This window comes from Metabacillus herbersteinensis (assembly GCF_042433335.1).
Lineage (GTDB): Bacteria > Bacillota > Bacilli > Bacillales > Bacillaceae > Metabacillus > Metabacillus herbersteinensis.
The window spans coordinates 23,971-48,008 of record NZ_JBHLVO010000035.1; the positions used below are offsets into that span (position 1 = coordinate 23,971).

The window sequence follows — 24,038 nt, forward strand, 5'->3', positions numbered from 1 at the left end:
TGGCATGTTTTCATTCTCTACATTCCGTAGCCAACCAGCAAAAATAGGTAACCAGAAGCCAAATTTCATTGCAGATCACTTCTCTATCATAATTTTTATCATATGAGTTCATTTTGAATTTAATATATTTATCCCACTGGTTTACTCGGATTAAAGGTTTTAAAAACCCTTCTCCTCATTAGAGAAGAGAAGGGTTTTGAATTGTTTGAATTTAGTATGATCATAAGGTGTTCGCGTAAAATGTCAATAATTTGATTGTTGTTAAAATGTAACGTCTTGGAGAAATTCTCTCACCTGATCGGCAGTTTTTGCATGTGCACTATGAAGGTGAGCGAGCTTTTTGCCATTTTTAAATATTAAAATACTCGGGATTCCCATTACCTGATGGTTCTCAGCGATTTCAGGGAGTTCATCCTTGTTTAATTCAAACCATTGGTAATGACTATACTCCTCAATAATTTCATCAATAAACATGTTCATTCTTGTACAATCAGGGCACCAACCAGCAAAAAATTTCACCAGTACTGCTTGGTCACCGTTAATAAGCTCTTGAAATTGTTGTTCTGAAGTAATTGAATTCATGTGTAACCCTCCTTACCTCTATTTTAATATAAAATAATCAAACTTACCCTTAGTCTGCTCAATAAATAAGAATGGATTACGAATAATTTACCTGAATAAGGGCTGGGGGGTACGGGCTACTATACCAGTTATTATGAAAGTGATAAAATGAGAAGGATGAATGAAACTGAGGGGGAAAACCAGATGACAATAAAATTAGGCCTCGTTTATGGAGGGAAATCTGCTGAACATAAAGTTTCCTTACAGACGGCACTTGCGGTCATTAAAGCATTAGATATGAGTAAGTTTGCTATACATCCAATCTATATCACAGATCAAGGCGAATGGATCCGTGGTAATCAGTTAGAAGGACCGGTTGAAGATGTGAAAGCCCTTCAATTAAATGGTGAGGGCACCGCTATTTCGCCAGTATCGTTAAACCAGGAGTTATTTCCTGCAAAATCTCAAGATGATGATAAAATTGATGTTGTTTTTCCTCTTTTGCATGGTCCTAATGGAGAAGACGGGACTATTCAGGGCATGTTAGAGCTATTAAATATACCGTATGTTGGAAATGGTGTGTTAGCTTCTGCTGCAGGGATGGATAAAATTGTTATGAAAAGCTTGTTTGCTCAAGCGGGATTGGCACAAGCAAATTATGTATCTTTCATTAAGTCTGATTGGGAAAAAGCAGCTGAAGCTAGCTTTCAAAAAGTTGAAGATACATTGGGATATCCTTGCTTTGTTAAGCCGGCTAACCTAGGGTCTAGTGTAGGGATCAGCAAATGTAATGATCGAGATAGCTTAATTAAGGCCTTCGTAGAGGCTTTTGAATATGATCGAAAAATTATAATTGAAGAAGCAATTGTTGGTCGTGAAATTGAAATTGGTGTGATAGGAAACGATGAGCCAATATGCTCGGTAGTGGGTGAAATTGCACCAAAAAAAGAATTTTATGATTACAAAGCAAAATATGAAGATGGAGACACGGACCTAATTATTCCTGCAGAAGTGACAGAGGAAGAGTACGAGCAAATTCGTGAGATGGCGATTAAAGCGTTTAAAGCCATTGATGGATCAGGTTTAGTACGAGCAGACTTCTTTTTAACGAAGGATGGCAACGCGTTGATTAATGAAGTGAATACAATGCCTGGATTTACTCCTTTCAGCATGTTTCCATTGCTTTGGAAGCACACCGGGGTTGAGTATCCTGCCCTAATCGAACAACTAGTACAGTTAGCACTTGATCGTCATGAAGTAAAACAACAAATTAAACACACATTTTAATTGAAAAGAGGGGACTGACAATAAATGGTCAGCCCCTTTCTTTTAAAATAAACGGTAAAGTTAAGGATACATACTATAGTAAGGAAAAAGGAGCGTTTAACATGATTCAACGAACATTGAAGGAAGTTCAAACAATGTTGAATGGAACTGGATTAAAAGCAGAGAGTGAATTAATTGGTATTAAAGGAGTCACAACTGATTCTAGGCAGGTTCAACCGAAGAATCTATTTTTTCCACTTGTGGGTGAAAATTTTAATGGGCATCAATTTGCACGAAAAGCGCTAGAACTTGGTGCAACAGCAATTGTGTGGGATATAAATGAAGAAAACCCGCCAGAAAATATACCTGTTATTTTTGTTGAGGATACTTTGAAGGCACTCCAACAATTAGCTAAAGCTTACCGAGAGCAGGTAGATGTAAAAGTCGTTGGAGTAACAGGGAGTAACGGAAAAACAACAACAAAGGATATGATTTCTTCTGTTCTTGCCACAACATTTTCAGTACATAAAACGAAGGGGAACTTTAATAACCACATTGGTTTACCATTAACTCTTTTAAGTATGTCTGAAGAAACTGAAATTGCCGTTTTAGAAATGGGGATGAGTGGGAAAGGAGAAATTCAGCTTTTATCAGAAATTGCTCAACCAGACGCAGCTGTAATCACAAACATTGGTGAATCCCACTTACTTGATTTAGGTTCAAGGGAAGGGATAGCCGAGGCAAAGCTAGAAATTGTCGCAGGATTAAAAGAAAAAGGATACTTTACCTACTTCGGTGATGAGCCACTTCTTCAAGATCGTTTGAAGAGCTTTCAATTCCTCACTAAGACTTTCGGAGAACAAAGCCAGAATGATTATTTTCCAACCTCTATTACTCAAGAGTCTAATGGGACTTCTTTTATACTAAAGAACAATCACTATTTCATACCAGTTCTCGGAAAGCATAACGTATACAATGCTCTTGCTGCCTATTCAATTGGACAATACTTCGGAGTGAATGATGAAGCAATTAAGAAAGGCCTTCAAGAAATCGAAATAACCGGGATGCGGTTAGAGCTTTTAAAATCAGAAGATGATATTTCTATTATTAACGATGCATACAATGCAAGTCCGACGTCAATGATTGCAGCAATCCAACTTTTAGAGGATTTAAAAGGGTATAAACAGAAAATTGTTGTACTAGGAGACATGCTAGAACTCGGTGATCAAGAAATTTTATTCCACCAACAAGTTGGGAAAACCATCCTCGAACAAGAAATTTCACATGTTCTCACATATGGAAAACTAGGGGCAGAAATTGCAAAGGGTGCAAAGGAAAATCTCCCAGAAGAAAGAGTACACCATTTTGTGGATAAAAGTGAGTTAATCCAACGAGTAAAAGAAGTTGCAAAAGCTGGTGATATTATTCTAGTTAAAGCTTCACGCGGTATGAAGCTCGAGGAAGTAGTCAACGTCTTTATTTAGAGGTGAATACGCTCTCTTCGACACAAAAAGCTGCCTCATAAGCAATAAGTCTCTTTCCTGCAAGGAGTCATGTTTTGGTGACAGGACTCTCTCTGGTTGGATAAGAGATCTAATACCTAAGAAGACAGCTTTTTTTCGTTTGATCTAAAAAATAAAAGGTGAAATACATAATACAATCAATCCAACTCCAAGAGAATAAGGTGTTAATTCCGTTGCGATTTCTTTCATGCTATTGCCTAGTACATTCACTTTTATCCTCTCCTTAGATTTATTTTGCCTGGTAGTTTTTATTTACCCAGTTGCGGGAATTTAAAACTATGTAAAAAGAGAACAATGAAGAAAGGGAGGAATTTACGTGATTGGCTGTTTGTGTATTCATGGTTTTACCGGAGCGCCTTATGAAGTTGAGCCTTTAGCAGAGCATCTGAGGAAGCTTACTGGCTGGGAAGTAAGAACTCCTACGCTCCCAGGTCATGGTGAAGATCTTTCATTATCAGGGCTAACTTATCAGGAGTGGATCAATCATGCGGAAGAGGAATTAAAAGAACTTCTTAAAGAAGTGGACGAAGTTTATGTTATCGGTTTTTCCATGGGTGGATTAATTGCGACGTACCTGTCAGTTAAATATCCCGTTAAGAAACTGGTCCTTTTAAGTGCTGCTGTGTACTATGTTAATCCAAAACAATTATTTCTAGATGTTGGCACGATGATAAAAGATTCAATTAAGGGGAACATTAAAGAAAATGAGTTATTCTTACGCTATAAAAAGAAAATAGGGGATACACCAATACGTGCAACCTTGGAGTTCCGTAAATTAGTAAAGATAGTTCGCCCATATCTTAGAGAAGTCGGAATACCTGTTCTGATCATTCAAGGGGAATGTGATGGAATTGTCCCGGTTAAAAGTGCTCATTTTTTATACGAAACAGTATCTTCAGAGCAAAAAGAGCTTTGTTTTTTACCAAGCTCCAAGCATCAGGTTTGTTATGGCGAGGATTTTAAAGAATTAACGAAGCGGGTGGAACAATTTTTAATCGGATAAAATCGCTATTGTAATCCTATAAAGTTTTTAATGAGCAACGGCTCTAGTTGAAATAATTAGACGGTAGTGGTATGATAAGATTTAAAGTGTTTGCGGGCTTTAAATAAGGTAAACTGCTGCCCTTTGTTTTTGAAACAGGGTATTTTTTGTTGCTTAACATTCAGATTAATCATTACATCTGACATTAGCATAATCGTTGATCAAAAATGGACGTCCTTTCATATATAGTAGTGGAGGGCAAATTTTGGCCCAAGAAAATGAGCGTATTAAAATATACTCGTATAGATAATTCCTGTTTTTCTTTCGCACAACTGGGAAAAATAACAGCGTAACAGGGACTACCTGTGCATGCAACTTGGACCATCAAAGTTACCTATAAAGCTTGTAAATATTTATTACAGCAAAAGTACAAAAGGAGTATGAAAACATTGACAATAAAGTTTGAAGATTTCGGTTTAAGCTCAGAGCTCATGCAATCAATTAACAAATTAGGTTTCGAAGAACCATCACCGATCCAGGCTGAAACAATTCCGTTAGGCCTACAGAACAAAGATGTTATCGGCCAAGCACAAACAGGTACAGGTAAAACAGCTGCATTTGGTATCCCACTTATCGAGAAAATTCAATTAAATAACGACACAATCCAAGCGATTGTTGTTGCACCAACACGTGAGCTTGCCATTCAAGTATCAGAAGAATTATACAAAATTGGCTATCACAAGCGTGCTCGTGTTCTTCCAATTTACGGTGGGCAAGACATTAACCGACAAATGAGATCATTGAAGAAAAATCCACATATTATCGTTGGAACACCAGGACGTTTAATTGACCATATTAACCGTAAAACAATCCGTCTTTCATCTGTTCACACAGTTGTTCTAGATGAAGCAGATGAAATGTTAAATATGGGCTTTATTGAGGATATCGAGTCAATTCTATCGAACGTTCCAAAAGAAAGACAAACGCTTTTATTCTCAGCGACTATGCCGGATCCGATTCGTCGTATTGCAGAAAAATTCATGCATGACCCTTCATTAGTTAAAGTAAAAGCAAAAGAAATGACTGTGCCAAATATTCAACAATTCTATGTTGATGTACACGAAAGAAAGAAATTCGATGTACTGACTCGACTATTAGATATTCACTCACCAGAATTAGCAATTATCTTTGGTCGTACAAAGCGACGTGTTGATGAGCTTTCTGAAGCCTTGACATTAAGAGGGTATGCAGCCGAAGGGATTCATGGTGACTTAACACAAGCAAAACGTATGTCTACTCTTCGTAAATTCAAAGAGGGTAATGTTGAAATTTTAGTTGCGACAGACGTTGCTGCACGTGGTCTTGACATTTCCGGTGTTACACATGTTTATAACTTTGATGTACCTCAAGATCCTGAGAGCTATGTTCACCGTATTGGACGTACAGGTCGTGCAGGAAAACATGGTATGGCATTAACATTCGTAACTCCTAGAGAAATAGACATAATCAAGAACATTGAGCGTACAACAAACCGCAAAATGGATCGTATGAATCCACCAACTCTAGATGAAGCAATTGAAAGTCAACAACAAATGACGATTGAGAAACTTCGCTCTACAATTGAAGCTGGAAACTTGGAAGTATTCAAGCGTACTTCTGAAGAACTACTAGAAGAGTTTGATGCTCAAACTGTAGTAGCCGCTGCAATTAAATTAACGACAAAAGATACTAGCGCTGTTGAGGTTAAATTAACAGATGAAGCTCCAATGCGTTCGAAGAACCGTTCTTCTTCTTCGTCTAATTCAAGACGCAGAGATTCTGGACGTGGTGGTAGCAGTACAATGAAAAACAATCGATCTCACTCTTCACAAAGAGACAGAGACTCTAAAGGTAAAAGTAGCACAAAGCGCCGTTACTCAAACAATTCTAAGTAATTAGAGGTAAGACCTATTGAATGACTTATTCATTAGGTCTTTTTTTTATGGTGTGAATTATAAAGGCAAAAATAGTGTGGATAAACGCACGACATGACCAAAAAGAGCCTGGAAACAAGCTCCTAAGTAGGAGTTTCAATTAATTTATGTCTTTTTCACCCATTCATAAATCCTCAAATCCTTTGGGCAAACTAACCCATATAACCTTCTTAAATAAGAAAGGGCGGAGTTTCTAATTGACCATCGTACGATTAGGATATGTCGCAATGAGTATGAATCTCCATAATTGCTCTCCTTCAAAAACAATGACATTTGCTCAATTTCAAAAAATTAAAAACCGCGATGCGGCGATAGTGAAGCTTGAAAGAATTGCTCAAACTAATCTTGAAAATTGCTTAAGGCTGTTAAAGCATAATCTTGCACATGATGTTCATTTTTTTCGGTTTAGCTCTAAACTAATTCCGCTAGCCAAGTGTCAAACAAATTGATTGTATGATTGAAGCGAAACAGAAGGATAATGCGCTTTTTCACTTGATTAATCAGTTAAAAAACTATGATGAAATTGAGCTCTTAGATCGTGCATCTTTCAAAATACATTAACTTTACTTACAGCTTTAGCTTTTCTGTTATACTTGAAAATGGAAAGAATTTCTTAAAAAATGAAAAAAATAATCTAGAAAACCATATGTTGTATTGGGGAGTGAGGGACATGAGAGAGATACCTAAGAATAAGATTAGTGAAAAGGCTCTTACAGTATGGAAGATAAGTGCATGTATCGGCTCGCTTATTTTTTTACTTATCGTGGTTGGTTTATCTGTAGGGGTTTATTTTCTAGAATTACCGTTATGGACGACTGCGATTGGCTTAACCATATGGGTTATATATGGGGTTATTACGATTTTAGTGATGCCGAAAATTAGACATAGACTTTGGCGCTATGAGGTTCATGAGCATGAGATTGATCTGCAATATGGGATTTTTATTGTTAAAAGAGTGCTTGTACCGATGGTTCGGGTGCAACATGTGGACACACACCAAGGTCCTTTATTACGAAAATATAATTTATCAAGTGTTTCCGTTTCAACCGCTGCGACTACCCACGAAATTCCAGCGCTTAATGTAGAAGAAGCAGATGTTTTGCGTGATTATATATCGAAGTTAGCAAGGGTGACGGATGATGATCTCTGAACCAAAACGAATGCATCCGGCTGGAGCAATTTTAAATTTTATTAAACATCTTAAGGACTTAATCTTTCCTGCTCTTTTATTCGTATTTATTGGAGATGATGGGGTTTATAGGTTTTATGCAATACTGGGTTTTGGTGTTATTATTATTGCATTAATCCTTAGTAGTATTATAAGCTGGTGGAAATTTACATACCGAATTGAAAGTGGAGAATTAAGAATTGAGCATGGATTATTCGTCAAAAAGAAACGTTATATCCCGATTGAGAGAATACAAACAATCAACAGTAGTGCTGGGATCATTCAGCAGTTGTTTGGCTTAGTAAAACTGCAAATAGAAACTGCTGGGGGAGACCTTCAAGCTGAAGCAGAACTGACGGCAATTTCAAAAAAGGAAGCAGACCGAATACGTGAAGCACTTGCACTTCATAAGCAAACCCTAACACCTAATAAAGAAGAGATTGTAGATGAAGAGACCTCATCTAGTAAAGTGTATAAAATGGGAATGAAGGAATTAGTCGTTGCGGCCTCTACTTCAAGTGGGATAGGAGTTGTTTTATCGGCTTCGTTTGCCTTTCTATCTCAGTTTGATGAACTTATACCTTATGATCGAATTGTCGATAGATTTGAATTTTTGGCAAATGCGAGTATAACTGTTTATGCTGTATTAGCTTTTATTGCTTTTTTCATTGCTTGGATATTCAGTATTGTGGGCGTGCTTCTTAAGTATGCGTTCTTCACAGTGAAAAAAGGTGAAAAGGAACTAATGATCTCGAGAGGAATATTTGAAAAGCATCAGCTTACGATTCCGAATGATCGGATTCAAGCGATAAGAATCTCGGAGAATCTCATTCGTCAACCACTGGGTTATGCAACTGTTTTTATTGAAAGTGCCAGTGGTAGCGCTGGTGATGATGGCGTTTCAACCATTCTTTTTCCATTAATTAAAAAAGATCAAATTACAGAATTTTTAACTGAGTTCACCCCAGATTTCCAGCATATAAAAGAATTTCACCCTCTGCCTAAAAGGGCGCTAAAACGATCAATCTTTCGTTATACCTTACCATTTGTGATAGTAGGGGCTTTAGCTTGTATTTTTTTACGACCATGGGGCTTTTTCTCACTCTTACTTATTCCAATAGGAATTCTTTATGGAGTTCTTACGTTTAAAGATGCTGGTTGGAAAATACATGAGCTACAGTTGTCTTTATCGTTTCGATTTATTACAAAGACAACCGTTTTAATTCATAAAAAGAGGATGCAAGTGTTGAAAAATAGTACGTCAATTCTACAAAAGCGATTAGCATTAAAAACGGTCATAACATCTATTAAATCTGGACTAATGGGAAAACACTTTTCTTTAAAAGATATCGACCAAAAAGACAGTGAGAAGATCTATAATTGGTTTTCATATGAAAAAAATGAGTGAAGAAAATAAAAAAGACGCCTCAAAAGCGTCTTTTTTATACTATCGAATTTATATAATTCTAAGACACAGTAAGCGTTTCGCAAGTCCAGCCCCAGCGCCTAGCCCCGACGCACAGGACATACTAGTGCAGTCATGGCGATTGACGTCTCGTTCCTCGAGGTCATAAGGCGCTCTGAAATTGAAGGCAAGAGCGCCTTCAATTTCAGAGCGCCTTATGCTTGTCGGGACTGACCAAGGCGCTTGCGCTTTTTTTATCGAGCTAATTGAGAAAGTGCACCAACAATTATTAGAAACCCTAAGATAACCCATAGAAGATGTTTAGGCTTCCACTGTTTAACTGCCCTGGTTCGTGATTGAGTGTTATAAAAGGTTTGATGCATAAAGCGTTCTTTTTTGCCTAAAACAAGTGGTGCAATCAGAAAACCACCTATGAGACCGAAAAGATGGGCAATAATATTAATATTGCTATTTAAGAAGGTCATAATCACTCCAATGACTAAAATACTGATAACAACCTGTGAGTTTGCTTGATCAATGTATTCTTTTCGAAATAAAACCATATAAAGATAAACACCGAATAACCCGAATATTGCTCCCGAAGCACCTACGTGTGAATATTGTAGAGGTTCAAACAGGTAGGTTGCAATATTAGCAAAAATTCCTGTTCCTAAGTAGACAATGATGAATTTGCTTTTTTTTAGTATTTTTTCTAATGCAGGTGCAAACAAAATGAGCGAGATCGTGTTAAAAAAAACGTGACCTAAGCCTGCATGAAGAATAATGGGTGTTAGAAGTCGCCAATATTCACCGTCTGCTATCGCAGCGTTATATCCATCCATTAAGTTAAATAGTAAGACTAATGGTGAAAGTGGAATAGAAAATAATAGCCAAAAAACGACTTGAATGGCAACGATAAAGGACACAACAGGATACAATTGAATAAATGTTCGTAAACTTTCTGAGCGAGTGAACATAGTCTAAATCTCCTTTGCTTCCAAATGACATAAACAGTAGATAACTTTATATTATCACGAATATGTTTGTGAAGAGGAGTTTAGTACATGCAAGACTTGCTTCGTCAGTCCAAAAGTTGTATACACCAATAATAAGAATGGAAAGGTGACGCATATGATCCTTGGAATTGGTTTAGATATTATAGAACTCGATCGAATAAGAAGAATTGTCGATCGTCAGCCTGGTTTTATTAAGCGTATCTTAACTATAAATGAAATTGAGACATTTATGACCCTGACTAGAGAGCGAAAAGTAGAATACCTAGCGGGAAGATTTGCAGCTAAAGAGGCCTATGCAAAAGCGCGAGGAACTGGTATCGGGGAAGATTTAAGCTTTCAAGATATTGAAGTCAAAAATGAAAAGAGTGGAAAGCCCTACATAAGTGTCCAAAGTGAAAAAGTGCAAACCATACATATTTCGATTACGCACAGTCGTGAATACGCAGCAGCTCAAGTCATCATTGAACATTTGTCTTAACCTTAACAAGTAAATTGTTTGAAGCTAGTCTTATTTCTTTCGCATATTGTTATACCTTGTCTCATATATTTGGTAATGCGATGGGGAGACAAGTTGTTTGAGGCTTTCATTAGAGGGAAGCATTGCTAAAATGCTTTTCGTAAGCACTGATGAAGTCTAACAAGTGATTTCTTCCTTTTTAATTCATTCGAGACAAAGGGGTTGAAAAAAGGTGAGAAAAAGCTTTCTTTTTTTAGTAGTGGGATTATTCGCCGTCTTATTGCTAGCTGGATGTGGCGAAAAATCACAAGCTGATGTTGTTAAAGGGTTGAATAAGAAGGTAACAGAAATGACTGGGTATAAAGCTGAAGCCAAAATGACGCTTCAAACAGGTAGTGAACCACAAGTATATGATGTGGAAATTTGGTATAAAGACCCAACGTACTACCGTGTCAATTTAAAAAATGCCCAGAAAGATCAAAGTCAAATGATTTTGCGAAACGATGAAGGTGTGTTCGTGTTAACACCTGCATTAAACAAGAGTTTCCGCTTTCAAAGTGATTGGCCGCAAAATAGTAGTCAGGCATATCTTTACGAGTCACTTGTAAAGGATATTTTAAAGGACTCTGCTGCGAAATTTAAAGCAACTGAAGGTAAATATGTTTTTGAAACAAAAACAAATTATCAAAATAACAAAATGCTCCCTTCCCAAGAAATTACCTTTAATAACGATATGTCCCCTTCTATTGTAAAAGTGTTGGACACAGACCGCAATCCACTTGTTGTTGTCGAGTTTTCAAAATTTGAATTTAACTCATCTTTTGATAAAAATGCATTTGATGTAGAAAAGAATATGTCGCACGCTCAAATTGAAGTACCGACTTTAGCGATGGGGAACAGAGAACCGTTTGCAGTTAAATATCCACTTGAACAGCCAGCTGGCGTAGAATTGGTTGAAGAAAAAGAGATAGAAACTGAGAATGGGAAGCGAGTTATTCTCTCTTTTGAGGGGGAGGAAAAATCATTTACACTCATTCAGGAAAGTGCGGAAATTGCAACTCCTGCATCTGCTTCAACTTCCACATATGTAAGTGGTGATCCTGCGGACTTAGGATTTACCGTAGGTGCTCTAACGGAGACATCATTAACATGGACACATGAGGGTGTTGATTACATGTTAGCCTCTGAAGATTTATCAGAAGAGGAAATGTTAATGGTTGCGAAGTCCATTCAAGGTCAATCTGCTAAGTGATAAATCGGGTGGCGATGTCCACCCGAATTTTTCCCACCACCCTATCACCCTTTCTTTGAACCTCTTCTTAAATGTTCTCCTGATTTCCCCTCCATTCAATGTTTGACATATCTGTCTTCTAAGCGTGATAATCTTGATAATGAATTGTGTGAAAAGAGGTTGTGTAAGGATGGAGAAGTTAGGTTTTTATAGAGATACTTGGGCGGAAATTGATTTAGATGCAATTACCTCTAATGTCTCATCGATGAAAACGCATCTTGGCTCTCATGTAAAACTCATTGCAGTTGTGAAAGCAAATGCATATGGTCATGGTGACGTTCAAGTTGCAAAAGCGGCAATTGAAACAGGGGCGGAGCAGTTGGCTGTTGCTTTTTTAGATGAAGCAATTTCATTACGTCATGCGGGTATTACCGTCCCAATATTAGTTATGGGAGCCTCTCGCCAAACGGATGTAAAAATCGCCTTGGAATATGATCTAGCTTTAACGGTGTTTTCTTTAAAATGGCTGAAAGAAGCTGTTAATCAAGAAGAGGCTAAAGACAAAAGGGTGTCCATTCATTTAAAAGTAGATACAGGAATGGGCAGACTAGGAATTAGAGAAGAACAAGAATTCAAGGATGTTTTACAATTTATTCGTGAAAGTACTTTTTTTAATCTTGAGGGCGTTTATACACACTTTGCGACTGCAGATGAACTCGATACCCATTACTTTGAAGAACAGCTACACAAATTCACCTTATTTGTAAAAAATATTGACATAGAAAAAATCATGATTCATTGTGCAAACAGTGCAACAGGCCTTCGCTTTCCGGAAAACGTTTTTAATGCTGTTCGCTTCGGAATCTCAATGTATGGTCTCGCGCCATCTCTAGAAATAATCAATCAACTTCCTTTTCAATTAAAGGAGGCGTTCTCCTTGCATTCTAAACTCGTTCATGTAAAACGGATACCAAAAGGTGCAAAGGTAAGCTATGGTGCAACATATGTGGCAGATGAGGATCAATGGATTGGGACCTTACCAATTGGTTATGCAGATGGATGGATCAGGCGTTTGCGCGAATCTGAAGTGCTTGTAGATGGAAAGAGAGTCCCGATTATTGGACGGATTTGTATGGATCAATTGATGATCAAGCTTCCTAACGAGAAAGCAATTGGGACGAAAGTGACACTTATAGGCTCGCAGGATAAAGAAAAAATTACAGTTGATGAGGTAGCAAGCAGGCTTGATACAATCAACTACGAGGTGCCTTGTATAATTACTTCTAGAGTACCAAGGGTATTTCTAAGAAATCAGGGTGTTGTTGAGGTCAGGAATGAGCTATTAAGAGGATCCTTTAAGTAAGCAACACCTCTTAAAACAGTAAACTTGACGAAAACATGAATAAAACAGCAATTGTCAAGCCGATAATAGAAGATGTTGTGATATTCGCAAGGAACAGTATTGTTATCTATTAACAAAATATATAAATGGGCCAATTCACTAAAATGGCTTTGCATCTTGATTCGTAGATGTTATTATTGAATATGGAATAGTTATACGGTGGAAAGTTTGTGTGGAGGTGTATGTTTGTGTCTGAGTCCAGCGCAACAACAGAAATCTTAATTCGTTTACCACAAAGCTTAGTCTCTGAGTTAGACGGGCTGGTTAAACAAGAGAACGGAAACCGAAGTGAGCTTATTTATCAGGCAACTAAAATGTACATTCGTGAGCGGAAGAAACGCCAAATTCGCGAGGCCATGAGACGTGGTTACATGGAGATGGCAAAAATAAACTTAAACATTGCATCAGAAGCTTTCCTTGCAGAGTCTGAGGCTGATCATACCGTTGAACGCTTAGTAAGCGGGGGTTAATCTCTTGATTGTCAAACGCGGCGACGTTTATTTTGCTGACTTGTCCCCTGTTGTAGGCTCAGAGCAAGGAGGCGTTCGTCCAGTTTTAATTATCCAAAACGATATCGGAAACCGCTTTAGCCCCACAGTCATTGTTGCGGCAATAACAGCCCAAATTCAAAAAGCGAAGCTACCTACTCACGTTGAAATTGATGCAAAGCGTTATGGATTTGAACGGGATTCGGTCATCTTATTAGAACAAATTCGAACAATTGACAAACAGCGACTAACAGATAAGATTACTCATCTTGACGACGAGATGATGGATAAAGTGGATGAAGGTCTGCAAATAAGCCTAGGACTTATTGATTTTTAAAAATATCATACGAACATGCCGATAGGTTGCTCAGCTGAGCAGCTTTTTTGCGTTTGTAAAAGGATAGTATAGGCAAGTTAGTATATGTCTTTTTATTAAATGCATAAATCAGTATAATAAGGATTGGAGAGCTTGTCCGTAAAGAAAAACTCAGATATTTGAGGGGGAAAACAGCAGAATGACTCAAGCAATAAATCCTTTTATCAAATTTATTCAAACGCACCGAGAAGAGCTATTAAAAGAGTGGCCTGAAAAAATGAAAAGCATGGATGATCAAAAGGTTTCGAGTGTGATTTCAGATCAAGCCTATACAAATATCTGCAATGAATACCTTAATATACTATTAGACAATTTATTAATCTCTAATGAAGATGTTTCAAATAAAATCGGTGATTTTTCTCATAAGATTGTTCAATTAGGCTGGTCACTTAGTTTTATATCTACTGGACTAAATGAATTAAATAAAATTCTTTTTGAGAAGATGACTGAAAACTCTTCTGAAGAAGAAAAGATGCAGCTTGTTTGGCAATTCGATAAATGGATTTCACCAGTAAATAGAGAAGTTCTTAATCAATATGCTTCATCATGGGAACATACAGTCTCTTTACAAAAGATTGCACTGCAAGAATTGTCCGCACCACTTATTCCGATTTTCGAGAACATTACTGTGATGCCATTGGTTGGAACGATTGACACAGAAAGAGCAAAGCGTATTATGGAAAATTTATTGAATGGTGTTGTACAGCATCGTTCACAAGTCGTTTTAATCGATATTACGGGAGTTCCTGTTGTTGATACGATGGTGGCACATCATATTATTCAAGCGTCTGAAGCAGTCCGTTTAGTTGGGGCTCAATGTTTACTTGTTGGCATTCGTCCAGAAATTGCTCAAACAATTGTAAACTTGGGGATTAATTTAAATCAAGTCATTACAAAGAATAGTCTACAAAAAGGGATTGAAGCTGCGTTAGAAATGACAAATCGTAAAATTGTCTTGATGGGGGAATAGCAAGTGAATCCGAGAATACCGATATTAAAGCTATATAATTGCTTACTCATATCCATTCAGTGGGAGCTGGATGATCAAACTGCTCTTCAATTTCAAGAAGATCTGCTTAATAAAATTCACGAAACTGGAGCAAATGGAGTTGTTATTGACTTAACTTCAGTTGATGTGATTGACTCTTTTATTGCAAAAGTAATTGGAGATGTAATTAGCATGTCGAGGTTAATGGGGGCGAAGGTTGTACTAACAGGAATTCAACCCGCGGTTGCTATTACATTAATTGAACTAGGGATTCATCTTGATAATGTTCAGACTGCATTAGATTTAGAAAAGGGACTTGAAAGATTACAGCAGGAGTTGGGGGAGTAAAGTATGGAAAACCAATCCTGTGTTAAAATTGCCACCGAATGGGACATCGTTGCAGCCAGACAGCTTGGCAGAAATGTGGCGAAAGAGCTTGGGTTTGGTACCGTGGACCAGGCGAGAATAACAACTGCTATTTCCGAGCTTGCACGAAATATTTATTTATATGCAGGTCAAGGTGAAATGCGTATTGAACGTATACATGAAATGGGTAAATTGGGCCTGAAAATTACCTCGATTGATAAGGGACCAGGAATTCCAGACATTCGAAAAGTAATGGAAGATGGATTTTCTACATCAGGTGGTTTAGGTGCTGGTTTACCGGGAGTCAGAAGATTAATGGATAATTTTGATATTACCTCTGCAGTTGGTGAGGGCACGGATATCCAAGCGGTGAAGTGGCTTCGGTAGGAGGATGCTAGTATGGAGCTTTTGGACACGTTAGAAGCAAAATATAGAGAAATACTAAATAATTACCTTAATGAATTAACTGAAACGGCCCTCTATCAGGGGCAAAAGTTTAGTAGAAAATCAATTGAACAGCAAATTCCACCCGAAGAAATCATCAGTATGCACAGAAAAGTTCTGCAAGAATTATTTCCAGATATCCAGAGAGATGTCTTAACATCGCTTGATTTTTTATTAGAAGTGATGATGGGATATGGTTTAGCTTATCAAGAGCATCAAAGTCTTCGCGATCAGCAATTTGAAATTAAATCTGAAATTCAAATTGCTGCAAATGTTCAACAAACACTTTTGGAAACGTCTATTCCTAAGCTAAGTTCATTAGACATAGGAGCTATTAGTGTTCCTGCAAGGCAAATGAATGGAGATTATCACCGATTTGTTCAAGATGATGAAAGTATAAGTATCGCGATTGCAGATGTCATAGGAAAAGGAATACCTGCGGCGCTTTGTATGTCGATGATTAAGTATGCGATGGACAGTTTGCCTGAAGCGAGAAGAAGTCCAAATCAAGTACTTGAGAATTTAAATCGAGTAGTTGAACAAAATGTTGATGCAAGCATGTTTATCACGATGTTTTATGGTATTTATCATACCGAGAAGAACAGCTTCTCATATGCATCTGCCGGCCATGAACCGGGTTTTTATTATCGCTCATCCACTGATTCATTTGAGGATCTTATCACAAAGGGTTTAGTTCTAGGTGTTGATCAAAATATTAAATATTATCAATACGAAAAGCAGATTGAGCATGGAGACATGATCGTTCTTTTATCAGATGGTGTAACAGAATCACGAACGGAAGAAGGATTCATCGAACGGTCCGTTATTACTGACTATATCCGCAAGTATAAAGACCTAGCCTCTCAACAAATTGTTGAAAACATTTACCGTGATTTTGAAAAAATGCAAGATTTCCAATTAAGGGATGATTTTACACTAATCATTTTAAGACGAAATGTTTAGAGTGGGTCTGAGACGGGTATTAACCTAGTAACTTATTAATTCCTGAGGTGAAAGCGGATGAATTTTAAAATAGAAGTAAACCGTATCGTTGATCAAACAGTTATCTATGTAGCTGGAGAAATAGATGCTTACACAGCGCCAAAGCTAAGAGAAGAACTCATAGCATTTGCAGAAGAAGCTAATCCTAGATTAACGATCAATTTGAGAAATGTTGATTATATGGATAGTACAGGGTTAGGTGTGTTTGTCGGTTTGCTAAAGGTTATTAGAAAAAACAACGGAGAATTAAAGTTGGTTGAGCTGTCTGATCGTTTGGAACGATTATTTAGTATTACGGGTTTAAATGACATCATTGATATTTCTTCAAAATCAGAGGGTGGGGTACAATGAAACAATTAGTCGATTACATTGAGATGAAGATACCTGCTAAGCCGGAATATGTAGGCATTATTCGGTTAACATTGTCTGGAATCGCAAGTAGAATGGGCTACGCGTATGATGAAATTGAAGATTTAAAGATTGCAACAAGTGAAGCTTGCACAAATGCGGTCCAACATGCTTATAAAAAGACTGAGGGCGGAGAAGTAGTCGTCGGCTTTGGATTATATGAAGATCGTTTAGAAGTTATGGTTGCTGATAGCGGTAAAAGCTTTAATTTTGAGCAAACGAAAAGTGAATTAGGCCCTTATTCCGCTTCAAGTGATTTAGATGAGGTATCAGAAGGAGGGTTGGGTCTATTTTTGATGGAAACGCTCATGGATGAAGTCCGAGTTCTATTGAATTCCGGAGTAACGGTCTTCATGACAAAGTATTTAAATGGGGAGCGAATAGATCATGGTACAACCATCTCGAACTATGAAGCGAACTAAAGAAGAAGTAAATGAACTTATCTATAAATATCAACAAACAGAGAGTGATGAAGCACAATCTATACTTGTTGATCATTTTACAGGCCTTGTAGAATCATTAGCTAGAAAGTATTCAAGAGGGAAAAGCTTCCATGAAGATTTGAGCCAAGTAGGGATGATTGGGCTACTTGGAGCAATTAGAAGGTATGATGCCTCATTTGGAAAATCCTTTGAAGCTTTTGCAATTCCAACGATCATTGGAGAAATCAAACGTTTCCTTCGAGACAAGACTTGGAGTGTGCACGTACCGAGGCGCATTAAAGAGTTAGGACCACAAATTAAAGCGGCAGTAGATGAGCTAACATACCAATATCAACGGTCACCACTTGTGAAGGAAATTGCAGATTACTTAGAAGTAACAGAGGAAGAAGTATTAGAGACTATGGAAATGGGTAAAAGCTATCAAGCTTTATCTGTTGACCATTCAATAGAAGCTGACGCAGATGGGAGCACAGTGACGATCTTAGACGTTGTCGGTTCCAAAGAGGAAGGCTATGAGAGAGTTAATCAAAAGTTAATGTTCCAAAGTGTTCTTCATGTTCTTTCAGATCGGGAAAAAGAAATCATAGACTGCACATTTATTGCGAACAAGAGTCAAAAGGAAACTGGTGAACTCTTAGGAATTTCACAAATGCATGTCTCGCGTCTGCAAAGGAGAGCTATTCATAAATTAAGAGAAGCGCTTGCTGCAGATATGCCAACGGAGTTAAATCAATGATTGAAATCGAAACCAATAATTATGTACACGCATTAGCCTATCAAGTTCAAAAAGAGGGCAAGTTGGTTTGTGGGGACAGCTTCTTTATGAAAGCAACAGCTGAATATTTTATTTGTGCTGTAGCAGACGGACTTGGGAGTGGTGAGCGAGCAAATGATTCTTCTTCGGCAATTAGTGAAGTTGTCGAGCGTTACCATCATGAAGAGGTAGATCATTTAATCGACCGGTGTAACCACGTCTTGAAAGATAAACGGGGTGCAACAGTTTCTGTTTTTAAAGTAAACTATGAAAAAAGAGAATTCACCTATAGTTCTGTCGGAAACATCCGCTTTGTTCTTTACTCACCATCAGGTAAGTTTATCTACCCATTGCCAATTCTAGGTTACTTGTCAGGAAAACCACAGAAATACCGCACAGATACGTTTCCGTACGAACGAGGATCGAGATTTATGATTCATACAGATGGATTAGTTCTTCCGGCCATTAAATCCTTATTAAGGGATCATGGATCTGTTGAAGAAATTTCGAATCACTTAGAAAGTTATACAAAATTAAGAATTGATGATTTAACTTACATAGTCGGTCAACTATCTTAAGGCGATTTTAAGAAGTTGATTGACTATTTATTTTTGTTTAATAAGTGGGAAAGGTTTTAATAAATCGGATACTTTTGGTAATATGTTGTCATATAGATTTTTTTGGAGGCTACTCATGATTGAAAAACAAGAAAAGATAATGCGGAACATAAGTGGAGAATTAGCCATTACATATAAACAAGTCAATAATGTAATTGACCTTTTAGAAGATGGAAACACGGTACCATTTATTGCGAGATATCGTAAAGAACAAACGGGGGCTCTTGATGAAGTGCAAATCCGTGATATTTCAGAAAAATGGACATACATGCAAAATCTTGAAAATCGAAAAGAAGAAGTTATTCGTACAATAGAAGAGCAAGGGAAACTAACGGAAGAATTAAAAAAGAACATAACACAATCAAATAAACTACAACAAGTAGAAGACTTATATCGTCCATACAAACAAAAAAGAAGAACGAAAGCTACGGTTGCGAAGGAAAAAGGTCTTGAGCCATTTGCAGAATGGATACAAAGCCTGCCGAAGTCTGGATCAATTACTGATAAAGCAAAAGAATTTCTAAGTGAGGAAAAGGAAGTTACAACAGAAGATGAGGCGATTCAAGGTGCAAAAGATATCATTGCAGAGCTAATATCAGACAAACCTCAATACCGCCAATGGATTCGAGAGCTTACTTTTAACAAAGGCTCAATTTCTTCTTCGTCAAAAGACGAAGAAAAAGATGAAAAGAATGTTTACGAAATGTACTATGAGTATGAGGAACCATTGAAAAAGGTTGTCCCTCATCGAGTCCTAGCATTAAACCGTGGAGAAAAAGAAGAAATTTTACGAGTTTCGATTAACCCTCCAGCTGAGCAAATTATAGCCTACATGCAAAAACAAGAAATCAAGGATTCCTTTACTCTTGTAAAAGTGCTATTGAATGAAACGATTGAGGATGCATACAAGCGACTTATTCAGCCATCAATTGAGCGGGAAATTCGAAAAGAACTCACAGAAAAAGCAGAAGACCGTGCGATTCACATATTTTCTGAGAATCTCCGAAACCTGTTGCTTCAACCCCCTTTAAAGGGGCGGATGGTTTTAGGTGTAGATCCTGCATACCGAACAGGGTGTAAACTAGCAGTAGTAACCGAGACTGGTAAAGTTATGGATATTGGTGTGATCTATCCTCATCCACCCGTGAATAAGCGACAAGACGCTAAGCAAAAAGTTCAAGAAATAATTAAGAATTTTGAAGTTGAGGTCATCGCAATTGGAAATGGAACAGCATCTAGAGAAACAGAGCAATTCATAGCTGAAATTCTAAAAGAGCTAGACAAAGAGGTTTCCTATCTTATTGTTAATGAAGCCGGAGCGAGTGTTTATTCTGCATCAGACTTAGCGAGAGAAGAATTCCCTCAGTTGCAGGTGGAAGAAAGAAGTGCTATCTCCATCGCTCGAAGACTTCAAGATCCGTTAGCAGAATTGGTTAAAATCGACACAAAATCTGTTGGTGTTGGGCAATATCAGCATGATGTTTCTCAGAAAAAATTAAACGACTCTTTAACTTTCGTTGTAGAAACAGTCGTTAACCGGGTTGGGGTTAATGTAAATACTGCTTCATCATCTTTATTGCAATACGTCGCTGGATTAAGTAAGACAGTAGCAAATAACATTGTTACAAAAAGAGAAGAGCTTGGAAGATTTACAAATCGAAAACAACTCAAAGATATTCCAAGACTAGGAGCAAAAACGTATGAACAATGTATTGGCTTCTTAAGAATAATAGATGGTAACCAACCGCTTGATCGTACAAGCATCCATCCAGAGAGTTACAAAGAAGTAAATAAGCTTTTAAAACAATTAAATTCATCTGAAAATGACCTTGGTAGCGAAGCGCTAAAAAATAAGGTAACAACCTTAGACAACAAAGAAACTGCTGAACTTCTATCAATTGGAGAACTAACACTTAAGGATATTTGTGATGCGCTAATACGCCCTGAACGCGATCCAAGGGATGAAGTAGCAAAACCCCTACTCAAGAAAGATGTTCTTCAACTTGAAGATCTTAAAGAGGGAATGGAGTTACAAGGAACAGTCCGTAATGTCGTCGACTTTGGTGCGTTTATTGATGTTGGTGTAAAACAAGACGGTTTAGTACATATATCTAAGCTAAGTAAAACATTTGTAAAACACCCTTTAGATGTTGTCTCGGTTGGCAACGTTGTTACAGTTTGGGTCGACAATGTCGACTTTAAAAAGGGTAGGGTCGCATTGACAATGTTAAAAGATTAAACACTGCCTATGAGCAGTGTTTTTTTCTGTAGAAAAACCAACATTGATTTAACAGCTTAATCTGGTAGTGGTCTTTTTCAAAAAAGGCTCGCTGAATTTGACTTTGCAACCATGAGGGCATTGATCATACCTCCTTAATCTTTATAATGGAGTATGGGTATTTACAATGTATGCCCAGAGATGATGTCCTGTTCGATAAAAATTAGGAAAGGGAGGGCACATAGTGGATAACAACCAACTTCAGAAATTAGTAGAAGATATATCTATGAAAAGCTTCGGAAAGCGATTTAGACATCAAGCTTCCTTTAATAAAAGATTACGAACGACTGGTGGAAGGTATTTATTAAGAAGTCATAATATCGATATCAATCAAAGATACTATGAAGAGTTTGGTCTAGAGGAACTTATAGGAATCATTAAGCATGAGCTTTGTCATTATCATCTTCACCTTGAAGGAAAAGGCTATCAGCACCGAGATCGAGACTTTAAAGAATTATTAGCAAAAGTGGGCGCGCCAAGATTTTGTTCGCCATTAAAGCTAGAAAAAGTGCCAAGAAAGATCCTCGTTTATTGTTGTAAGAGTTGTTCGCAGAAATATACAAGGCGTAAAAGAGTAAATACCACACGTTATCTATGTGGAAAATGTGGAGGCAAGATCCAACTTATCGAAGAGGGTTGACGAACGAATTGATGCTATGTTAAATTATATAAGCTGTCGTTGAAGGCTTTTGATAATATGAATTAGATGCTTGACAGGACATGTTATCCTCCATATACTTAAAGAAGTCTAAAATTTTTCCGCAGTAGCTCAGTGGTAGAGCTATCGGCTGTTAACCGATCGGTCGCAGGTTCGAGTCCTGCCTGCGGAGCCATAATGGGGAAGTACTCAAGTGGCTGAAGAGGCGCCCCTGCTAAGGGTGTAGGTCGTGTAAGCGGCGCGAGGGTTCAAATCCCTCCTTCTCCGCCATTATTTCTATTCATGGCCCATTGGTCAAGCGGTTAAGACACCGCCCTTTCACGGCGGTAACACGGGTTCGAATCCCGTATGGGTCATACGGGTTCTTGAATAATTAACCTGAAAGCAGAACGGTTTATTAAATAGAGATACTAAGAACGGTAGGAATACAGAATTAGTTATTATTATCGCGGGGTGGAGCACGCTCGAATAAACTTCCTCGAGAAGCTTCAGCGTACTGCTTGAGACACACCTTGAATAATCTGCCTGAAAGCAGGATGGTTTTTCACAAGTAAAGACAAAGAGCATAGAATTACTTAATAATTACTATTATCGCGGGGTGGAGCAGTTCGGTAGCTCGTCGGGCTCATAACCCGAAGGTCGCAGGTTCAAATCCTGCCCCCGCAACCAATTAAAATGAAAATTTAGGAGAAGCGAGAAGGTCGAGGAAGCAAAGCGAGTGAAGACCGGACTACCACAGGATGTGGTGACTTGGACGTTCGCACAGGACGTGCGGGACTTAGTCCAAGATCATTTTGTTCTTGGTACGTGTGAGGATCTGAATGAGTGAAGCTGACGAAGAGATTCGAAGCTTATCGTAAATTTACGGTTCCGTGGTGTAGCGGTTAACATGCCTGCCTGTCACGCAGGAGATCGCGGGTTCGATTCCCGTCGGGACCGCCATAAATTTGTTTAATAATTCCTCTTGTGTAAAACGTAAATTAGCTTTATAATGAATATCTTCGTTAGAAAGTTATGAGTATTGATCAAGCTAGCTCCAACCACTTTTAATAGTAAGTGATTAAGGATACTTGTTTTTTACGATAATTTACTAGCTAAGAGATGACATTAAGTTCTAGCTTATTAAGTTATTATACCTGCGGTGATTATTCATGAAGCATATTCAAGGAAGTATTTCTTGAAGCTTAATCAATGGGCTATAGCCAAGCGGTAAGGCATCGCACTTTGACTGCGACATGCGTTGGTTCGAATCCAGCTAGCCCAGCCATTCTTTTTTTACTTTTAAGATGAACCATTAGCTCAGTTGGTAGAGCGCGATCGAATAAGCTGCGAAGCTTTATGTCAGCGCACAAATTGAGCAGCTACTTGAAAAAGCTTTCTGAGATTTGGGTGTCACGAAACAAGAATTACTATTCATTTTAACTATAAACTTTAAAATGAGCCATTAGCTCAGTTGGTAGAGCATCTGACTTTTAATCAGAGGGTCGAAGGTTCGAATCCTTCATGGCTCACCATTTTTCATTTGCGGATGTGGCGGAATTGGCAGACGCGCTAGACTTAGGATCTAGTATCCTTGTGATGTGGGGGTTCAAGTCCCTTCATCCGCACTTATTTATTTTGGGACTCGCGGTCGTGGCGGAACGGCAGACGCGCTAGGTTGAGGGCCTAGTGGGGGCAACCCCGTGGAGGTTCAAATCCTCTCGGCCGCACCAATTAAAAGTTTTTAAAAAAAGTATTGACATATTATCTTGTAAAATGATACTATAGTTAAGTCGCCTTAATAAAAGAAACGGCAATAAAAAAATAAAAAGTTGCGCCCGTAGCTCAATTGGATAGAGCGTTTGACTACGGATCAAAAGGTTAGGGGTTCGACTCCTCTCGGGCGCGCCATTGACGGGAAGTAGCTCAGCTTGGTAGAGCACTTGGTTTGGGACCAAGGGGTCGCAGGTTCGAATCCTGTCTTCCCGACCAGATCTGTCACTTCGCGGGTGTAGTTTAGTGGTAAAACCTCAGCCTTCCAAGCTGATGATGAGGGTTCGATTCCCTTCACCCGCTCCAATATGATCTTTGAAAACTAAACAAAACCAAGCGTGCCAACGTTGATTTAATCAACAAAGCAACAAAATTTTTTTCGTACATTCGTGTGCAAAAGAAGAGCTAGTCAAACAATCTTATTGGAGAGTTTGATCCTGGCTCAGGACGAACGCTGGCGGCGTGCCTAATACATGCAAG

Annotated in this window: 25 protein-coding genes, 12 tRNA genes, 1 rRNA gene and 1 pseudogene; 36 read left to right on the top strand and 3 right to left on the bottom strand. The window is 38.1% G+C overall.

Annotated elements, in window-relative coordinates; all coding sequences use genetic code 11:
* Window positions 1-261: 261 nt before the first annotated feature.
* Complete coding sequence (locus ACFFIX_RS24160) at window positions 262-582, bottom strand: thioredoxin family protein (RefSeq protein ID WP_378938660.1); 321 nt, start codon at window positions 580-582, stop codon at window positions 262-264.
* 183 nt (window positions 583-765) lie between these two features.
* Here ACFFIX_RS24160 and ACFFIX_RS24165 point away from each other — a divergent pair, with 183 nt between their 5' ends.
* The 8 genes and pseudogenes from ACFFIX_RS24165 to ACFFIX_RS24195 all read left to right on the top strand — a co-directional run bounded on the left by ACFFIX_RS24165 (window position 766) and on the right by ACFFIX_RS24195 (window position 8,881).
* Entirely contained in the window at window positions 766-1,848 is a 1,083-nt protein-coding gene (locus tag ACFFIX_RS24165) for a D-alanine--D-alanine ligase (protein WP_378938662.1), read from the top strand.
* Window positions 1,849-1,949: 101 nt separating this feature from the next.
* Window positions 1,950-3,311, top strand: coding sequence for a UDP-N-acetylmuramoyl-tripeptide--D-alanyl-D-alanine ligase (locus tag ACFFIX_RS24170; protein ID WP_378938664.1), 1,362 nt, complete (start codon window positions 1,950-1,952; stop codon window positions 3,309-3,311).
* A gap of 355 nt (window positions 3,312-3,666) precedes the next feature.
* Window positions 3,667-4,353: an alpha/beta hydrolase gene (locus ACFFIX_RS24175; protein WP_378938665.1), complete on the top strand. Its 687-nt coding sequence runs from the start codon at window positions 3,667-3,669 to the stop codon at window positions 4,351-4,353.
* Window positions 4,354-4,781: 428 nt separating this feature from the next.
* Window positions 4,782-6,266 carry a degradosome RNA helicase CshA gene (gene cshA / locus ACFFIX_RS24180; protein ID WP_378938667.1) on the top strand — a complete coding sequence of 495 codons (1,485 nt, stop codon included), beginning with the start codon at window positions 4,782-4,784 and terminating at the stop codon, window positions 6,264-6,266.
* Window positions 6,267-6,502: 236 nt separating this feature from the next.
* A pseudogene (locus tag ACFFIX_RS24185) lies at window positions 6,503-6,736 on the top strand (UV DNA damage repair endonuclease UvsE); the annotation flags it as partial.
* A 22-nt stretch (window positions 6,737-6,758) separates the two neighbouring features.
* Window positions 6,759-6,866 carry a hypothetical protein gene (locus ACFFIX_RS28015; RefSeq protein WP_512700176.1) on the top strand — a complete coding sequence of 36 codons (108 nt, stop codon included), beginning with the start codon at window positions 6,759-6,761 and terminating at the stop codon, window positions 6,864-6,866.
* Between the two features lie 109 nt (window positions 6,867-6,975).
* Entirely contained in the window at window positions 6,976-7,455 is a 480-nt protein-coding gene (locus ACFFIX_RS24190; protein WP_378938669.1) for a PH domain-containing protein, read from the top strand.
* Window positions 7,445-8,881 (top strand): PH domain-containing protein, encoded by a 1,437-nt coding sequence (locus ACFFIX_RS24195; RefSeq protein ID WP_378938671.1) that lies wholly within the window; start codon window positions 7,445-7,447, stop codon window positions 8,879-8,881. Before ACFFIX_RS24190 ends, ACFFIX_RS24195 begins: the two co-directional genes overlap by 11 nt.
* Window positions 8,882-9,132: 251 nt before the next feature.
* Here the strand turns inward: ACFFIX_RS24195 and ACFFIX_RS24200 are convergent, their stop codons facing one another.
* Window positions 9,133-9,855, bottom strand: coding sequence for a rhomboid family intramembrane serine protease (locus ACFFIX_RS24200; protein ID WP_378938674.1), 723 nt, complete (start codon window positions 9,853-9,855; stop codon window positions 9,133-9,135).
* Window positions 9,856-10,009: 154 nt separating this feature from the next.
* On the opposite strand from ACFFIX_RS24200, the gene acpS reads away from it, so the two are divergent.
* From acpS to ACFFIX_RS24270, 14 genes are all read left to right on the top strand, one after another.
* Window positions 10,010-10,372 (top strand): holo-ACP synthase, encoded by a 363-nt coding sequence (gene acpS, locus ACFFIX_RS24205; protein WP_378938708.1) that lies wholly within the window; start codon window positions 10,010-10,012, stop codon window positions 10,370-10,372.
* Window positions 10,373-10,583: 211 nt separating this feature from the next.
* Complete coding sequence (locus ACFFIX_RS24210; RefSeq protein WP_378938676.1) at window positions 10,584-11,603, top strand: LolA family protein; 1,020 nt, start codon at window positions 10,584-10,586, stop codon at window positions 11,601-11,603.
* 169 nt (window positions 11,604-11,772) lie between these two features.
* Window positions 11,773-12,945 (top strand): alanine racemase, encoded by a 1,173-nt coding sequence (gene alr / locus ACFFIX_RS24215; protein WP_378938678.1) that lies wholly within the window; start codon window positions 11,773-11,775, stop codon window positions 12,943-12,945.
* Window positions 12,946-13,172: 227 nt separating this feature from the next.
* Entirely contained in the window at window positions 13,173-13,454 is a 282-nt protein-coding gene (locus ACFFIX_RS24220; protein WP_378938680.1) for a CopG family ribbon-helix-helix protein, read from the top strand.
* Between the two features lie 4 nt (window positions 13,455-13,458).
* On the top strand, window positions 13,459-13,809 hold the full coding sequence (gene ndoA, locus ACFFIX_RS24225) for a type II toxin-antitoxin system endoribonuclease NdoA (RefSeq protein WP_378938682.1): 351 nt from the start codon (window positions 13,459-13,461) through the stop codon (window positions 13,807-13,809).
* Window positions 13,810-13,987: 178 nt separating this feature from the next.
* Window positions 13,988-14,818: an RsbT co-antagonist protein RsbRA gene (gene rsbRA, locus ACFFIX_RS24230; RefSeq protein WP_378938684.1), complete on the top strand. Its 831-nt coding sequence runs from the start codon at window positions 13,988-13,990 to the stop codon at window positions 14,816-14,818.
* A gap of 3 nt (window positions 14,819-14,821) precedes the next feature.
* Entirely contained in the window at window positions 14,822-15,184 is a 363-nt protein-coding gene (gene rsbS / locus ACFFIX_RS24235; RefSeq protein ID WP_378938686.1) for an STAS domain-containing protein, read from the top strand.
* A gap of 3 nt (window positions 15,185-15,187) precedes the next feature.
* The gene (locus ACFFIX_RS24240; RefSeq protein ID WP_378938688.1) at window positions 15,188-15,589 is read left to right on the top strand and encodes an anti-sigma regulatory factor; all 402 of its coding nucleotides are present in this window, start codon (window positions 15,188-15,190) and stop codon (window positions 15,587-15,589) included.
* Window positions 15,590-15,601: 12 nt separating this feature from the next.
* Window positions 15,602-16,609, top strand: a complete 1,008-nt coding sequence (locus tag ACFFIX_RS24245; protein WP_378938690.1) for a PP2C family protein-serine/threonine phosphatase — start codon at window positions 15,602-15,604, stop codon at window positions 16,607-16,609.
* A 57-nt stretch (window positions 16,610-16,666) separates the two neighbouring features.
* Window positions 16,667-16,999 carry an anti-sigma factor antagonist gene (locus ACFFIX_RS24250; protein WP_378938692.1) on the top strand — a complete coding sequence of 111 codons (333 nt, stop codon included), beginning with the start codon at window positions 16,667-16,669 and terminating at the stop codon, window positions 16,997-16,999.
* Entirely contained in the window at window positions 16,996-17,478 is a 483-nt protein-coding gene (gene rsbW / locus ACFFIX_RS24255) for an anti-sigma B factor RsbW (RefSeq protein ID WP_378938694.1), read from the top strand. The genes ACFFIX_RS24250 and rsbW overlap by 4 nt, the downstream gene beginning before the upstream one ends.
* On the top strand, window positions 17,444-18,235 hold the full coding sequence (gene sigB / locus ACFFIX_RS24260) for an RNA polymerase sigma factor SigB (protein ID WP_378938696.1): 792 nt from the start codon (window positions 17,444-17,446) through the stop codon (window positions 18,233-18,235). The genes rsbW and sigB overlap by 35 nt, the downstream gene beginning before the upstream one ends.
* Window positions 18,232-18,831: a PP2C family serine/threonine-protein phosphatase gene (locus ACFFIX_RS24265; protein WP_378938698.1), complete on the top strand. Its 600-nt coding sequence runs from the start codon at window positions 18,232-18,234 to the stop codon at window positions 18,829-18,831. The genes sigB and ACFFIX_RS24265 overlap by 4 nt, the downstream gene beginning before the upstream one ends.
* A 115-nt stretch (window positions 18,832-18,946) precedes the next feature.
* Window positions 18,947-21,109 carry a Tex family protein gene (locus tag ACFFIX_RS24270; RefSeq protein ID WP_378938700.1) on the top strand — a complete coding sequence of 721 codons (2,163 nt, stop codon included), beginning with the start codon at window positions 18,947-18,949 and terminating at the stop codon, window positions 21,107-21,109.
* A gap of 7 nt (window positions 21,110-21,116) precedes the next feature.
* Here the strand turns inward: ACFFIX_RS24270 and cmpA are convergent, their stop codons facing one another.
* Window positions 21,117-21,230, bottom strand: coding sequence for a cortex morphogenetic protein CmpA (gene cmpA / locus ACFFIX_RS24275; RefSeq protein WP_378938702.1), 114 nt, complete (start codon window positions 21,228-21,230; stop codon window positions 21,117-21,119).
* 102 nt (window positions 21,231-21,332) lie between these two features.
* On the opposite strand from cmpA, the gene ACFFIX_RS24280 reads away from it, so the two are divergent.
* From ACFFIX_RS24280 to ACFFIX_RS24345, 14 genes are all read left to right on the top strand, one after another.
* A complete protein-coding gene (locus ACFFIX_RS24280; protein ID WP_378938704.1) occupies window positions 21,333-21,788 on the top strand; it encodes a SprT family protein in 456 nt (151 codons plus the stop codon).
* 118 nt (window positions 21,789-21,906) lie between these two features.
* Window positions 21,907-21,981: transfer RNA gene (locus ACFFIX_RS24285), tRNA-Asn, on the top strand.
* Window positions 21,982-21,985: 4 nt separating this feature from the next.
* Window positions 21,986-22,076: transfer RNA gene (locus ACFFIX_RS24290), tRNA-Ser, on the top strand.
* 14 nt (window positions 22,077-22,090) lie between these two features.
* Window positions 22,091-22,162: transfer RNA gene (locus ACFFIX_RS24295), tRNA-Glu, on the top strand.
* A 236-nt stretch (window positions 22,163-22,398) separates the two neighbouring features.
* Window positions 22,399-22,475 (top strand) — tRNA-Met (locus ACFFIX_RS24300).
* A 197-nt stretch (window positions 22,476-22,672) separates the two neighbouring features.
* Window positions 22,673-22,748 (top strand) — tRNA-Asp (locus ACFFIX_RS24305).
* A 250-nt stretch (window positions 22,749-22,998) separates the two neighbouring features.
* Window positions 22,999-23,073 (top strand) — tRNA-Gln (locus tag ACFFIX_RS24310).
* 171 nt (window positions 23,074-23,244) lie between these two features.
* A tRNA-Lys gene (locus ACFFIX_RS24315) sits at window positions 23,245-23,320 on the top strand.
* Between the two features lie 10 nt (window positions 23,321-23,330).
* Window positions 23,331-23,413 (top strand) — tRNA-Leu (locus ACFFIX_RS24320).
* Between the two features lie 19 nt (window positions 23,414-23,432).
* A tRNA-Leu gene (locus ACFFIX_RS24325) sits at window positions 23,433-23,518 on the top strand.
* Window positions 23,519-23,619: 101 nt separating this feature from the next.
* Window positions 23,620-23,696 (top strand) — tRNA-Arg (locus ACFFIX_RS24330).
* 4 nt (window positions 23,697-23,700) lie between these two features.
* Window positions 23,701-23,777, top strand: a tRNA-Pro gene (locus tag ACFFIX_RS24335).
* Window positions 23,778-23,790: 13 nt separating this feature from the next.
* Window positions 23,791-23,864, top strand: a tRNA-Gly gene (locus ACFFIX_RS24340).
* Between the two features lie 113 nt (window positions 23,865-23,977).
* Window positions 23,978-24,038 (top strand): 16S ribosomal RNA (locus ACFFIX_RS24345); the annotation flags it as partial.